This window comes from Longimicrobium sp. (assembly GCF_036399255.1).
Taxonomy (GTDB): domain Bacteria; phylum Gemmatimonadota; class Gemmatimonadetes; order Longimicrobiales; family Longimicrobiaceae; genus Longimicrobium.
Genome location: NZ_DASWNM010000014.1, coordinates 41,321 through 56,117 on the forward strand (window position 1 = coordinate 41,321; position 14,797 = coordinate 56,117).

At 67.2% G+C, this 14,797-nt stretch carries 9 protein-coding genes; all 9 read right to left on the minus strand.

What is annotated here, in order from left to right:
- Window positions 1–111: 111 nt before the first annotated feature.
- Window positions 112–1,569 (minus strand): TRAFAC clade GTPase domain-containing protein, encoded by a 1,458-nt coding sequence (locus tag VGC13_RS00960; protein WP_331123313.1) that lies wholly within the window; start codon window positions 1,567–1,569, stop codon window positions 112–114.
- Window positions 1,566–1,754: a hypothetical protein gene (locus VGC13_RS00965; RefSeq protein WP_331123314.1), complete on the minus strand. Its 189-nt coding sequence runs from the start codon at window positions 1,752–1,754 to the stop codon at window positions 1,566–1,568. The genes VGC13_RS00960 and VGC13_RS00965 overlap by 4 nt, the downstream gene beginning before the upstream one ends.
- 34 nt (window positions 1,755–1,788) lie before the next feature.
- A complete protein-coding gene (locus VGC13_RS00970; protein WP_331123315.1) occupies window positions 1,789–4,401 on the minus strand; it encodes a hypothetical protein in 2,613 nt (870 codons plus the stop codon).
- 11 nt (window positions 4,402–4,412) lie between these two features.
- Window positions 4,413–5,603 (minus strand): hypothetical protein, encoded by a 1,191-nt coding sequence (locus VGC13_RS00975; protein ID WP_331123316.1) that lies wholly within the window; start codon window positions 5,601–5,603, stop codon window positions 4,413–4,415.
- 19 nt (window positions 5,604–5,622) lie between these two features.
- A complete protein-coding gene (locus tag VGC13_RS00980) occupies window positions 5,623–8,613 on the minus strand; it encodes a hypothetical protein (protein ID WP_331123317.1) in 2,991 nt (996 codons plus the stop codon).
- A gap of 5 nt (window positions 8,614–8,618) precedes the next feature.
- Window positions 8,619–10,715, minus strand: a complete 2,097-nt coding sequence (locus VGC13_RS00985) for an Hsp70 family protein (RefSeq protein ID WP_331123318.1) — start codon at window positions 10,713–10,715, stop codon at window positions 8,619–8,621.
- Window positions 10,716–10,779: 64 nt separating this feature from the next.
- Entirely contained in the window at window positions 10,780–12,441 is a 1,662-nt protein-coding gene (locus tag VGC13_RS00990) for an Hsp70 family protein (protein WP_331123319.1), read from the minus strand.
- Entirely contained in the window at window positions 12,438–13,208 is a 771-nt protein-coding gene (locus tag VGC13_RS00995; RefSeq protein WP_331123320.1) for a nucleotide exchange factor GrpE, read from the minus strand. The genes VGC13_RS00990 and VGC13_RS00995 overlap by 4 nt, the downstream gene beginning before the upstream one ends.
- Window positions 13,209–13,326: 118 nt before the next feature.
- Window positions 13,327–14,406, minus strand: a complete 1,080-nt coding sequence (locus VGC13_RS01000) for a hypothetical protein (protein ID WP_331123321.1) — start codon at window positions 14,404–14,406, stop codon at window positions 13,327–13,329.
- Window positions 14,407–14,797 lie beyond the last annotated feature (391 nt).

Genomic DNA, 14,797 nt, shown 5'->3' on the forward strand with positions numbered 1-14,797 from the left:
TGGATGTGCATACCGGAGGATGAGGCAGGACCATCCACCTCCGCGCGACCAAGTCACCCGTGGAAGCGCGGGGTGGGAACGATCCCGCCGATATCGAACGAGCCGCCGAAGCTACCGCGCGCCGGCGCTGGCGAAGGGCAAGCGTCGGCGGCCCACCAGCGCGCCGTCCGTCTCCCCGATGATCCACAGCACCGGGTCCAGCACACCGCGGCCCTCAAAGGCGCGGCCAGTCGCATCCGGCATGCGCCCAAGGCTGGAGCAGGTGAAGTAGCGCACCTTCGCGCAGCGCGTCTCCAACTGCTGCACGAACGGACCCTCGCCCCATTCGCGCAACTGCTCGCGGATAAGCGCGTCACGCACGGCCTCGCGCGGGCTCCCCGTGGGCGACGCGGCGGCGCGCGCGTCCACCGCCCGCTCGCCGATCCGGTCCTCCAGGTCGAACGCGTCGGCCTTGTTGATCACCACCGCCACCGGAACCTTGATCCGCTCCCCCTTCTTGAGCCCAAAGAACTCCTCCATCCCGATCAGGATCCGGGCGAAGGTGTCTTCCACGGGCACCTCGCTGGCGCGCAGGGCGTCGGCGTGAGCGGCCATCTGCGTCCGGTACTCGTCCGCCACCGCCGGGATCGCGAAGGGATCGATCAGGAACACCAGGCCGCTCAGGTACTCCTGGTACTTGTGCAGTCCGGTGCCCTGGGTGTCGGCGAACGCCTCGCCCGCGGGGTCGTACAGGTACAGCACCCGCGGATCCTGGCCGGGGCGGTCCAGCCGCACCGTGAGCGCGCGTGGCAGCGCATCCATGGTCACGTCCGGCCTGCGCCCCCGCGCGAACTGGTCGCGCACCCGCTCGAAGTCGCGCTCGGTGCTGGCCTCCACGAAGCTGTGGGAGAGGCCCAGCTCTCCGGCCTTGTGCTCCACCAGCTCCTGCAGCGCCGTGTAGAGAAAGGCGGATTTGCCCACCGACTTGGCCCCAGTTACGGGGACGAACAGCTTGCGCGACTCGGTGTGCGACTGCTCCAGCGCCTGCGTGCACTCCGGGCACTGCGAGCGCAGCGTGCCCCGGCCCAGAAAGAAGGTGGCCGGCAGCTTGTGCCCGCACCGGCAGGTGTGGTGCAGAATGCCGTAGCTGGAGGGGATCAGCCGGTCGTGCACCACGCCGCACCCGGGGCAGAAGTACTGGGGGAGCTGGGCCTTGGTGTGGCACACCGGGCACACGGTGAAGAAGCGCTTTGCCAGGAGGTAGCCGCGCTCGGTCAGGTACACCAGGGTGAACCCCGTGTAGATGAGCGCCAGGAAGATTCCCAGGATCAGCACGTGCACGGCCGAGGCGGCCAGGAACACGAGCGTCCCGAACACCACCACCGATACCCCCGCCGTACCCAGCACCAGCCCGTGAGCCTTTTCCGCCATGTCGTCGCTGGAGAATAGCGGTCCACTGCGGCGGAAGTGCTCCTGCGCCGAATCCTGGTTGCGCTTCCAGCTGGCGCGAATGGTATCCTGCAGGTCCTGAAAGCCCTTGCCGAAGAAGTAGCTGCGGATGGCCGGCGCGGGCACGGGCGGCGAGCTCATACGGCGGCCCTTTCCGGCTGGATGCTTTCCTTGAGTGATCTGCCGTAGTTGTACAGCGCCGTCCCCGCGCCGTACGCCGCGCCAAGGCTCATCAGCGCCATCACCGCCACCACGACCGCCATCACGACGAAGACGACCACGATCAACGCACCAATTGCCTCACCACCGTTGTCGTTGTTTGCCATTGCTTCCCCCCTGTTAAAGGATGTGGATGAATATCTACCGGTTGAACAGGAGCCGCCCCAGCCGCGCGAGCGGACCTCGTCGACGCACTTCCGCGGCGGACTGCCACCGCTCCCACCGCTCGAGCGCCTTCCCCGTGAGGCGCAGGTCGCGGCCCACCCAGTCGGTCGCCTCCGGCTCCATGGCGGCCAATGCGCGAATGCACTCCTGTTCGCCCACGGGCGCAAGAGCCGCCAGGTGGTCGACTGGTGCTTCCTTCTCGTCGACGAGGAGCCAGAACTTGATCATCACCCGGAAGGGCTCCGCGGGGCGCCCCTTTCGCGGGGCGCGAACATAGGCACGGTACCGCTCGATGAAGGTAGCGTGGTGCTCCGCCCGATAGAGGGTATCCAGAACCCGTCGGTGTTCGGGGCGATTGCGCGCCCGGTCCAGCGATTGGAGAAGAAAGCCGTCCAAAAAACGGCCGTACCCTGCAGCGTCGAGACCCTCCAGCGCCCGCCCCACTTCGTCCAGTCGCAGTTCGTCGATGGTGCCACCGCGCCCCTCCGCGGCGGCGAGGGCCTCCAGGAGCCGGGGCCGGTCCGGCCGCAAAGCCACACCTGCGGCCGTCGCCGCCGCAGCCACTTGCCTGGCGAGCTGGAGCGCCCCATGCGACGGGCGGTCCAGAGGTACGGCCTCGCCCGCAAGCACCACCGCCCTGCCGCGACGCTCTGCAGGAATTGCGTCCAACTCGCCGGAACGCAGCCACTCCAACACCTGCGTACCTGCCGCCCCATCCGGCATCCGCTCCAGCAGCGACGCCATCACCGCGCCGCGGCAGGCGCGTGCGTAGTTCGGGTGCCGAGCCAGGACCTCCGTACGATAATGGCTAAAGTCTGCGGCCGGGTCCCGGCTTCGCCCCAGTATCCCGGCCCACTCGCCGTAAAGGATCGCGCTTTCACCCGCGTCGTCCAGGGACGCGCGCACCCGGGTGGCCTCACTTGCGGGAAGCACCGCCAACACCTCGCCCAGCCCGGCGCCAATCGCCGCCGGCGCCGAGCGCGCGGGCGAGCCGGCTGGCTGCGCCTTCGCGACTTCCGCCAGCATCCGGCACGCGTCCGCCAGCACAAGGGGACCCATCCCCGCCCCACGCAATGCCTCGAGCGCCAGACGGGTGCCGCAAGCCCCGTCGCCCGCCGCCCGCAGCAATGCATCCATCAGGATCCTCGGCACCTCGCCCGCGCGGCGGAGCGAGGCTTCGCCGTGTGCCGTGAGCGCGGTCCCGACCACGTACAGCAGGAGCGTGGGCACGTCCGGCGATAAGCCACGCAGCCGGGGAAAAACCCGCTCCCAGAGCCCGGCGTCCAGCACATGCTCCTCCAACTCCTCGGGCGCGCTGGCGAACGCCGCGTGCACCTGCACCCACGCACCCTGGGCGGCCGCGATCCCGTCTCCGCGTGCCAGGACGCAGCGCTCCAGAAGTGATCGCCATGCGGCGAGCGCCATTGCGCGGTAGGCTGGCTCGTGGCTGGCGCGGGCCTCCCCAGCCAGGAATCCGGCCAAGCGCGCGTGGTCCTCCGCCGCCCAGCTTTCGCCCGACGCTTGCCGCGCCGCCTGAAGCACCATCGGCAGCACCTGCTGCCGGGCCTCCGAGAGCATGCAGCGCTGCACGAAATCGAGCAATCCAACGAGTTGCGGTCCACTCAGGTCGCCCGCCCCGCCGCGCGAAAGCTGAAAGAGACGTGCGGGGTGCGCCAGTTCTCCGTCCGGCCGGTCGTGGGTGAAGAAGTCACTGAATTCGATGAACTCGTCCAGCACAGCGGGCTCCTCGACCAGCCAGCGCACGGCCAGCGCAGGGTAGTCGTCGTCCGCCTCGGGGATCTCGCTCTGCACTCCCGCCAGAAGATCGAACACCTGGAACTGATAGCGCCGCTCCGTCTCGCCGAAGGTGAAGTCCGTCTCTCCGCTGGTCGCGTTCAGCAGTGCGGCTCCCCGCGCATCGTATTGATAGCTGCTGAAGCTCAGGTTCAGCGCGTGCCGCGGTGGAAAGAGCTTCTGCACGCAGGCGACCCAGTACAATCCGTTGATGGGCGTGTCGCGCACCACTACCGGCCGGCCGTTCTCCGCGTGCTGTACAGCGGCACGCGCCATCCTTTCCAGCACCTGCACCCGCTCCGGCTGCTCGTGCAGAAACTCCCGCAGATCCTCCGGTGTGAACGACTCGCCAGGAACGATCGCCGCCAGGTTCACCGGAGGAAGGGGCGCCGGCTCGGCGTCGGTGTCGTCGGCCGGCGGAAGCCGGTCGACCCAGCCTTCCCACTCGTACAAGTCCACGGGCCAGATCCCGGGAACGTCGCTCTCGAAAACGAGCGTGTGGGCAAAGTAGTTCCCCCAGCGGCCGCTGTAGTCCTGGCCCACGTAGCCGGTCCGCGTGAGCGCGCGACGACCCGACTCCAGCGTGTAGAAGCGCAAGGAGCGCGGGAACTCCGCTTCGATCTGCTCCGCCGTTGGTTCCTGCGGCGCATCGCGCGGCGGACGGTATAGACCCCGGCGTTCGATCTCGCGCAGTTCGTCCGGCAGTATCCCGGGCGTGACCGCCCGCGTCTGGAATCCCGCGCCCGGAGCCTGCCCCCGGCGGCAGGAGGTGTAATACAGCTGAAGCGCTTTCATCGCGATCTCCCTCAGCTCCGCTTGCGGGACGAGATGAGGCCGTGCTCGTGCAGCAGCCAGAGAAACGGGTCCTCCACGCGCCGCGGCAGCACGCGGGGAACCTGCTGGTCCCCGTGCGGATTGCATCCCAACGCCGAAAGGCCGAAGAAGCCAAAGCGACGGTAATGCGTTTGCACCTGCTGCACGAGCACGTGGCTGTCCCAGCGCGTCAGCAGCGCTTGCATCTCGGCGTTCACCGCGTCGAAGTCCGCCATGTCGAACCCGGCGCGATGGTCCGCCGCCGCGTTCAACTGCATCTGTGCATCGACGAGCGGCTCCACCGCATCGAACTTCGAGAACGCCACCGCCAGGGGCGCGGGGATCATGGCGTTCGCCGGCAGCTTGCGCCCAGCCAGCACCAGCCGAGTCATGCGGGTCAGGATGTCCGCCGTTTCCGTGTTGACGTTGGGCAGCGGCACCCTGCCCTCCAGCTTCGCCCGCACCTCCGGGAGCTGCAGGGGGTCCAGCAGCAGGATGATTCCTTGCGAGTGGTAGATGTACTTGTTGACCGTCGCGATCGTATCCTCGTCATCCAGGTCCTCGCCCGCCGTGTCGAAGAAGACGAGGGTCACCACGCTCTTGATACGCTTGCGCCCCAAAAGGTCCTTGCCACTGAAGGTAAGGGTATACACCAGCGGCATCTGCACGCGGCGATCGGAAAGCGCGGAGTTGGTGCCGGTAATGGTGCGCCGGTTCCTGAACAGCGGCTGGTGGAAGTCCTCGCGGTACCGTTTGATGGTATGGTCGTTCAGGGGCTCCAGCAGCATGTCCAGCGCCGGGCCCAGCTGCGTCCGGATCTGGTCGATGAGAACGGCCAGGTAATGGCTCTTGCCCGCTTCCTTCGCGCCGACGACCGCGAAGATGTAGTGGGGAAACTTGCCCACGGTGTGGGGGAGCTCCATATGGCAGTGCGGGCACAGCCGCTTGCGCGTAAGCTGGCTACACACGGAACAACGAGTCTCCTCCTGGAATTTTCCGGCGGAAGGCAGGACATGGCCCAGGGGCACGTTCTCCTCCCAGGCGCGCGCGCGCACCGCGTCCGTTTCCGGCTTGCAACGGCCCGGGGGACTGGCGCAGCGGAACGGCGTATCCCGCAGCTTGTAGCTCTCGAAGCAGTACGGGCAGATCTCCGTCTGCAGGGCGGCCTTGAGGGTGCCGATCATGAAAGTTTCCCTTGCGAGTTCACGAAAGCCGGAGCTGCTCCTTCTCGGCCGGCAGCAGCCGGATCTCCCGGGCGTGGGCCGGATCACTGAAGAACAGCTTTACGTACTGGCCGGTCCCGCAAAACTGCGGAGGCACGGCGATGGTGGCGCGCCCATCCTGTAGCCGCAGTCCGGGAACGGCCGTCAGCGTATGCCCGTCGCCGGGGTCGATGGGCACCGCACCGGGTTTGGAGACCAGCACCAGGGGCGGGAGCACGAGGGTAGTGGCGCCCGTCACCTGCAGTTCCAGCCACGCCTGCCTGCGCAGCCACTGCCTCCGCACGCGATAGTGCACGGCCACCTCCTCACCCATGCTCTCTAGCGCGTGCGCGGCGGGGGCATGCAACTCTACACCCGGCGCGCGGGCAAACACGCTGAAGTAGTGGCGCCGCCGCTCCGCTGCCCGCAGCTCCCATCCGCCAGCGGCCGCGTACTGCGCGCGCGTCACCGTGGCCCGCACCGCGGCCGCGTCCGCCGGGGTAGCGGGATAACCGTCGTACGCGTAGGCCAGCACCACCTCGTCCACGCCGGCCGGCCACTCCCAGGTTAGGGCGATCGCCCCTCCAGTCCGCCGCGCCGTGAGCCGGGTGACAGGATCCAGCGTGGTGACCTCCGCCGAACTGCCCAACGTCGCCGTCCCCGCCGCAATGGAGAGGGGGACGAAGAAGGTGCGTCCCTGGCCAGCCAGGGTGGCCTCCGCGGCGCGTCCCCCAGCCGAGCTCACCAGCCGCCCGAAGCGCGCCGCGTCGTCGGCCGCGATCACCTGCCCCGGGGTGAAAGCAGGCAGCTGGTCGGTCTGGCGGATCTGCACCGCCGCGCCGGGAACCGGGGTCCAGGCAAGGTGCACGGTTCGCCCTTCGCGCGTACACCGCAGATCCATCACCGCGGCGGGGGGCGCGGTGGGAACGGCTGTCACCGTGACCCCCGCCGTGCGCAGTTCGCGTCCCTGCACGTCAGGGTCGTCGTAGACGGCGACCACCCGGTATCCCCAGCCTTCGCCGTTGCGCAGGCCGGCGTCGTGCATCTCGTCCCCCGCTACGATCCGCAGTTCGCCCTCGCGTATGCCTGGAGGGGTACCGGCGCGGCGCCACACCTCCACGCGGCGGCATCCCACCGGCCTGCGCCAGCGCAGCAGGACTTGTCCGTCGCCCGCCACCGCCTCCAGCTCCGTTACCTCTGCGGTGCGCAGGTGCGGCCCGCTCTGCGCGGCGTGCGCGGAGACGACGCCTCCACGCACCGAGAAGACGGCGTAGTAAACGGGCACTCCTTCGGGAGCTGCATCGCTGGCGGCGAGGCCGCTCGTATCGGGGAGCGCCACGCCGTCGTGCGCTCCGGCCGGGGCCGCCCCGGCGCTCCGGACCACCCGATACGTAAGCGGCCGCACCGAAGGCGCCGCATCCCAGCCCAGGTGAAAGCCGCCGGACACGGCGCGCACGGTGAGCCCGCCGGGCGGTGGGGGGGGGTGCGCGGCCGTCGCGAGCCGCGCCGGCTCCAGGTCAGCGCACAGGGTTAGCGCCGCCTCGTACGCCTCCAAGGCCCCATCCTGGTCACCGCGCGCACTCGCCTGCCGCCCGCGTTCGCAGGCGGCCTGCGCCTGCGCCTGGCCGTCTCGGATCGCCTGCGCGAGGGCATCGGTGCCTCCCGACCCGAACTCGCGGCAAAAGCGCTCCAACTCACCGTGCGCCTCGCACAGCCTGCGCGCACGCACCAGGTCTTCAATGGGACGCAGGGCCGCTTCGCGCGCCTTCTGCCGCGCCCCGGCCTTTTCGCGTGCCGTCGTGGCGGGAGCCCAGCCGGGCCAGTAGTGCAGCGCGGCGTCGAAGCGCTCCAGCGCCTCCGCAAACCGCCCCTCGCCCGCCAGCCGCTCGCCCTCGTGCAGCAGCGCCTGCACCAGCGAGGCATCCCCCACATGCGCGCCGCAACGCTCGCAGGCCGCATTCTGCGTGGGAGTGGCGCTGCCGCAGCGGGGGCACTCCACTTCCAGACCGCGTCCACATTTCGCGCAGTTCCGGGCACCGGCCGACGACAAGTTCCCACAGGCGCCGCACCGGCGCAGCGTCTCCGCCGTCAGCTTCCCATCGCGCTGCACCACCCAGCCGCGCCGGGTAGCGTAGTCCTCGATGTAGTCGCGCGCGTCCTCGGCCGAAACACCGCGCTCCCGCCCCTGGCGCACCAGCGCGTCCAGTTCAGCGTGTGTGATGAAGCGGTTGTCGCCGGCGATGTCGATGTTGGGCTTCAGCCCATCCATCGCCTCCACCGCCAGGAAGTTGTCGTAGCGCTGCTTCCCCGCCGCGTCCGCGAAGAGCTTCTGACAGCGACCCGCGAGGTCGTTGCGCGCGGAGCTGGCGGCGTCCGTCTTTCCCTTGCGCTGGTTCTCCTGGTAGAGCGCAGTGGCACGGTCGTACAAGGCCGCCGGCGACGACTGCGGCGCCAGCTCCAGGAAGTCGTACAGGGTAGCGATCCCCAGCAGCTGCAAGCTGCCCCGGATGCCGCTCGCCTCCTCGTCGCTGATCCGCTCCTTGGCCCTCGGGCTTCGTCCCTCACCCTCCGCCTCGGCCGCCGGACGCAGACCGTGGGCGCGCAACCGCTGCTCCAGCTCACCTTCCGACAGGGTACCCGCGAAGCGCTTGATCAGCCCCTTGAACTGGGCTTCGGTGTAACTCTGGCTCCCGCTGCGGAACACCTCGATTGCCTTGTCAACCTCGGCCATTCCCGCCAGCCGCGCCTGCTCGAGCTGGCGCCGGGCGGCGTCCGCCTGGGCGCGCCTCCCCTCGGCCGTTCCCAGGACGGCGCGAATACGGGGGAGCAGTGCCAGATTACGGTCAGCCATGCGCTTGGCGCGGGGGTTCCCCATCGCCTTCTCGCGCGACCAGCTCCGCTGCTTTTCCTGGATGCGCGCCTGTATGGCCTCCCAATCGTCGACCGAGGGATCCAGATCGAGGAGCTCGTAGTAGTTGGGATCCTGAGACACGCGTCCTATCCCCGAAGCCGGGCCAGCAGAGACCGCCTAGCAGCCGGAGCCGCGACAGGCGTGCCCTGCGATTCCGTAATCACCTGCGCGATGCCGGCAAATGTCTCCGCCAGGCCGCTCATGCTCGTGAAGAAGCTGGCCTCGTCGGACGAGGCGATCTGGGCCAGGAAGCGTCGGTCGGCGCTGCCGAAGCCGATGGCGATGCTCTCGATTCCCGCCGCGTGGCACGCCTGCGCGCGCCGGACTGCCTGCGTCTGGTGCGCCCATACGCCGTCCGCCAAGGTGATGACGAAGCGAGGACCCTCCACCTTCCGCAGCATGCGAAGGACCGCGCCGAATGGGTCCGTGTCGTTGCCCCATCCTACTTCACCCACCGTGAGCCCATTGATGGCGCGCTCAATGGTGCGCGCATTCTGCGTGGCGGCCGCCTTGACCCGCTCCTGGTCCGCGAAGGCGATGATCCCGATGGAACAGTTCGCGAGATCGGTGTTCGCCAGGAAGCCGCAGGCAGCCTTCTTCGCCTCCTCCAGCGGTTGTCCGGACATGGAGCCGGACAGGTCGAACGCCAGGTACGCCGTCACATGCGGGGGCGGGGCGGGCTCCTCCGGCGGACGGAGGAAGCGCGCGGGAACGTCGTCCGGGAGCGGCTCCACCACCACCTCCAGCGCTTCACCCGCGGCGCGAGAACGCGCGGACACCTGAACGGTGCCACTCGCGTCATAGCTGTACTCGATGTCCACCACGGCCACGCCTCCCTCCACGTGCACCAGCCCGTTCAGGACGTACTTGCCCAGGTACGTCACGTCCCCCGGCGACTCCGACTCGCCCTGCGTTACGAACACTTCCAGGGTGTTGGCGCCGCCCCGCCGGGTGCGGTGCTGGTAGGGGCGGACGTCCTGCCGTGGGATCGGCGTGTTCTTGGGAAGGATGATCGTGTTTAGATACGCCGACCGGCTCTCGTTCAGCGCGATCATCCCCAGGCTGTGATTGGTCACGTCAACGCGGCGCGCGGGCCCCCCCAGAGTGTAGCGGGGCGGGGCTGCCGGGTCCGCGTGCTCGGCGGCCACCACCGCCGCGCCCAGCGCCACCGCCTCATCGGGGTTCACCCCCGTCAACGGGTCGCGGCCGAAGGTGCGCCGCACGAACTCGTGCACCATGGGCATACGGGTGGAGCCGCCCACCAGCAGCACCCCGTCGACCTCTGCGGGCGACATTCCCTGATCGTGCAGCACTCGCGTGGTGAGGGAGATCGTACGCTCCATCAGGTCCGCCGTCAGCGAGTCCAGCGTCGGCCGGTCCAGCGTGTAGCGACCCCGCTGGCCCTCGTGCACCAGCGTGAGCGCGGCGCTCTGTGTCGTAGAAAGGCGCTTCTTGAGTTCCTCGGCGCCTACCAGCAGGTCGGCGATGCTCTCCCGGTCCTCCAGCGGATCAGCCCCGAATTCCTCTCGAAACCGATTGGCCACGTACTCGACAATGCGGTCGTCCCAGTCCTTGCCGCCCAGCTCGTGGTCGCCGTCGGAATGCAGGATCCGCAGTTCCTGCGGGTCAAGCCGCAGGAGCGTGACGTCGAAGGTGCCGCCGCCCAGGTCGTACACGAGCAGCGTCCGGGACTGCCCCGCCCCGCGCAACCCGTAGGCGACGGCCGCCGCGGTAGGCTCGTTCACTACCTGCAGCACCTCGAGCCCGGCCAGACGGCCCGCAGCGATGGTCGCCTCCCGCTGTGGGTTGCGGAAGTATGCGGGGACGGTGATCACGGCGTGCGTCACCGGCTCGCCGAGCGCTCGTTCTGCGTCCTCACGCAGCGTGCGCAGCACCATGGCCGAGAGATCCACGGCGGTGTGGTCATGGCCGCCGGCATAGAAAACGAAGTCGGCGACGCCCATCTGCCGTTTGAAGAACGCGGCGACATCGGGTTCGCCCGCCGCCTGCATCTCCTTGGCTTCCTGGCCCACGATCACTTCGCCGTCGCGGAAGCACACCACCGATGGGGTAGTCCGATCGCCCAGCCGGTTGGGCAGCACCACCGGGCGCCCATGAGCGTCGATGACAGCCACGGCCGAGTTGGTGGTTCCCAGGTCAATCCCGACACGAATCCCCATCATTGCCTCGCAATCGATTTCGCCGTGCCCGCCGCAGCCGACAATGCGCCGCGCCGCTGCGGGAGCGTCAGGAGACGGCCAGCGCCAGGTTGCGGCTGCGGGCCTGCTCCACCTCTTCGTGGCTCATGATGGACTCGGTGCGGAATTCCGCCTTGATGTCCCGGCCCGTCGAGAGGTCCACGCCGCGCAGACGCAGCAGCCCGTCCGGCCCGAGGGCGAACGTCACCTCGATGGGCGACCCCTTGGGCATGGCCCGGCCAAATTCCAGTACCGCCACACCGATCTCCTTGCAGTCCGCCGGCGCCACGGTGCTCTCGTCGCGGAACGAGTTCTCCATGCACCGCAGGTCTACCTGCACCTGTCCCTCCGCGTGCGTTCCGAACTTCTGCGTGCTCTCCGTGGGTACGCGGTGGTCGCGCTGAATCAGGTTTGCCACGACCTCCTGGTCGTACTCGTCGATCACCACGATCCCGAAGCTCTTGGAGGTCACGTCCACCATCTTCTTGTCCACCAGCTTCTGCAAACCAGGCAGGGACAGCCCATGGACGCTGGCCACCTCCTTCTGCGCCGCGGCGAGCACCCCGGCGTCCACCGACTGCAGGTCCACGGCTTCAGCCTCTTGTCCCGTCGCCTGGGCCACCCCGATCCGGATCTGGTCGTCCAGGTAGCTCTTGAAGCCGAAGACGGCCGCGCCTTTCGCTACCGCCTGGTTGGGATCGAACTGGCGGACTTCGAAGGGAAAGCGCTTCTGCACCGCCTCCGTCACCTGCGGCATGAACGTGCTGCCACCCACCAGCAGCAGCCGGTCGATCCGGCTGTATCCGCGCTCACGCGCCTTTTCCAGCTCCTGGTCGGTCAGTGCCAGCGTACGCTCCAGCAGGTGCCGGGTGAGGTCCTCGAACTTTTCGCGACTCAGCTCCACCCGCACCCGTTCGCCCTCGAAGCGCGTGGCCTCTGCGAATGAGGTGCGGCTGGTGAGCGCCCTTTTGAAGCGCTCGGCCATGTTCAGCAGCTCCTGGTAGGTTTCCTGATCCTCCGTGACTGCTTCGGCGCTGGTGCCCGTCTCGGCGGCGATGGTCTGAGCGAAGAACTCCACGATCGCATCATCCCAGTCCTTTCCGCCCAGCTGGTGGTCACCCCCGGTGGAGATCACGTTCAGTTCGTCGGCCTTGACCTCAATCAGCGTGACGTCGAACGTGCCGCCCCCAAGGTCGTATACCAGAATCACCTCGTCCGTGTCGCGCTCCATCCCGTAGGCAAGCGCGGCGGCGGTAGGCTCGGGAATGATGTTGCGCACGTTCAGGCCGGCCAGCTCGCCCGCCTGGCGTGTAGCCTCCTTTTCGTTCTGCCCGAAGTAGGCGGGCACGGTGATCACCACGTTCCGGATGTCCTCGCCCACGATCTTCTCCGCGTCGCGAACCACCTTGCGCAGAATGAACGAGGAAATGTCCTGCGGCCGGTACGTCTGCCCGAACGCCTCGAACTGCCAGTGAGGATCGCCCATGGCCCGCTTGACTGTGGAGACGCACTGCTCCGGGTAGATCGCCACCTGCGACTTCGCCTGCTGCCCCACGACGAGGTTCTCGGCGCTTTCGAAAAACACTACGGAGGGGGTGGTGAGCTCGTTGTCCTCGTTGGGGAGCACCACGGGCTTTCCGTGCTCGTCCACGTAGGCGATGCACGAGTAGGTCGTGCCGAGATCAATTCCGTACACGCGCGTTGCGTTCATCCCTGTTCTCCGTTCGCCGGGCTCTCGATGGGTGCGGTAGGCTGGCCAGGGGCCCTCGGGGCGCTCTGGGCCGTGAACACGGCCACGCGGGCCTTCTGCAGCAGCGCTTCGCCGTGGCTGAAGCCAGGGCGAAGGCGCTCCGCAATTCGTCCGGTCAACACCGGGTCATCCGTGTGGACGGTGCGCAATGCGGTGTGCAGCCGCGGGTCAAAACGATCGTCCAACGGATCGAATGGCTCCACGCCATGCTGCGCCAGCAGCAGCTCCAGATCTTCGCGGAATCCGTCGAGGACGCGAAAGGTCCGTTCGGGCGTGAGTTCCTCCTGAGGCCGGGTGCGCAACGAGGCGACCACCTTGCCCAGGTTGTCGTGTACGCGGATCACCGCATTCAGCAAGGGACGCGTGGCGCGTTCGAGCATCCCTTCACGATGCTGCTGAAGCTCCGCGTGCAGCTGCGCGACCTGATCTTCCTTGAACCTGTCGAACGCCAGCTTTTCGGTGAATGCCTGCAGGATCCGTCCGGTTTCTGCGGACACGTGCCTTTCCAGCTGTAGTATCGCCGCCACGAGATCAGCCGGATCTGGCATGGACACTGCCGCCGGTGCGACACCGTACTCTCCGGTGGCTTCGGCTGCCGGTGTGTCCGCGCCGCCTTCGGCGATGCCGGCCAGAGACGGTGGCGCTGCGGGATCCCGTATGGGCTCCGGGATCGTTCCGGGCTCGTCGGCTCCGCCAGGGATCGCTGCGTCGAAGTCTGAAGTTGACACGTTGGCTGTGATGATGGGTGAAGACGCGGATCAACACGGTTCCGCGCGTGCCCAGCTGAGGCACCGATCTCCGCCGCGGCGGCCACTCACAGGATCACGTGCGGGACGTCGCTGCATTTCACTTCCCTCCGATGATCCGCATGAAACTACCCAGAACAGGTAGTTGATTCCCTAGAAGCGGTCCACTCACGACGACAACACCAAGCAGTAGCCACAGAAGAGCGGCAAAGGAGATATAGTCCTCATTCTTGATGGGAACACCCGCCAGCTTGACAAGAAGTACGGCGGCAAGAGGGGCGACGATGACCACACTGCCGAGAAACAGCGTCCCGGCTGTGAGGCGAGTGACACTCTCGGGCGCGCTTTCACTCCCGATATCGCGAAGATCAAATGTGACGAGGCAAAAGCAGATTCGGCTAATCTCATCGGCCAAGCGGGGCCTAGTGTCCGATGCGGAAAAAATCATTTCGCGATGTACGCGACGGATCGAACGTGCGATCTCTTCCCCTCGTTCTTTTGCCCACCTTCGTTGTTCGCTGTTCTGTGGGTTGAAGAGCTTCCACAGGTTCTGGGAAACCAGTTCGGCATCTTGCAACCGCTTCGTGGTTCTTTGTCTTAACTGAGGCTTGGCCCAGCGGCGGGCATTCTGAAGATCATGCCATGTATCGATTAGATTTCGAAGCAAGAGAGCGAGTGAATCGGGAGAGGCCCTCTCGGACCGCATCAGATACCATCCCGCGCACGAAGCCAGCAGGAACGAAGCAGGAACCAGCAGCGAAACCGCGGCGAAGCTGATGCCAAGCGCCGGGTTGGTAGGATACGCCAGTCCAGCCATGATAGCCGACGCCAGAGACGAAATGCAGATCCAGGTCACAGCCGGAAACGCCAGGTAACGATAGCGCGATTTGAGAGGAGGCGGCACCAGCGCTGGCCAAGCACACACCAAGTACGATACCGCGAACAGGAGCGACATCGCGAACGCATCGCTGAATCCGAACGACTGGATGGCAAGGCGGCCCAAGACAGGCTGGGCGGCAGGTGCGAGCAGCATGAAAGGCGCTGCATCCAAGAGCAGCAAGACAGGAATCAGCGTCGAAATGAAAACATGAAAGCGACGCCGGGCGGCGCCTTCTATCGCCACAACCCTGAAGCCGTAGCGGCGAACTGCCGCCCTCACGTCAGCGTCCGTCGTATCCACGACCCGGCTCAGCCTGTCGCGTGCATCACAAGCAGCACGCCGAATCTGGGCCCTGCGCTCAGACCCGCGCACCGACAACTCTTGAATGAACTGAAGACGCACTGACACGCAATGTTTTTCCGAGCTGCAGGGTGGCAGACGCGGCCAACGACTTCGCAAGCTCTGACGTCTTCAAACCCGCCGCGGCATCAGCCTGAGGCGAACTGATGGTGCATGACTCTCCGATCGACGATTCAGCGGACGGATGCGACGAGTTGCTCATAAAACCCATGGAAGACGCTCTGGATTAACGCGGACTGGGGTGGAACGGCGTGAACTCCGTTTCGACCATCAGACAAGCAGGTTTCCGCCAAGGCGTTCTTAGTCACGGGCATCTCTTGCACCGTATGCA

Bases quoted from the DNA above. Each gene is read 5' to 3' on its own strand.
- VGC13_RS00960 (WP_331123313.1), bottom strand. From the start codon at position 1,569: ATGAGCTCGCCGCCCGTGCCCGCGCCGGCCATCCGCAGCTACTTCTTC.
- VGC13_RS00965 (WP_331123314.1), bottom strand. From the start codon at position 1,754: ATGGCAAACAACGACAACGGTGGTGAGGCAATTGGTGCGTTGATCGTG.
- VGC13_RS00970 (WP_331123315.1), bottom strand. From the start codon at position 4,401: ATGAAAGCGCTTCAGCTGTATTACACCTCCTGCCGCCGGGGGCAGGCT.
- VGC13_RS00975 (WP_331123316.1), bottom strand. From the start codon at position 5,603: ATGATCGGCACCCTCAAGGCCGCCCTGCAGACGGAGATCTGCCCGTAC.
- VGC13_RS00985 (WP_331123318.1), bottom strand. From the start codon at position 10,715: ATGATGGGGATTCGTGTCGGGATTGACCTGGGAACCACCAACTCGGCC.
- VGC13_RS00990 (WP_331123319.1), bottom strand. From the start codon at position 12,441: ATGAACGCAACGCGCGTGTACGGAATTGATCTCGGCACGACCTACTCG.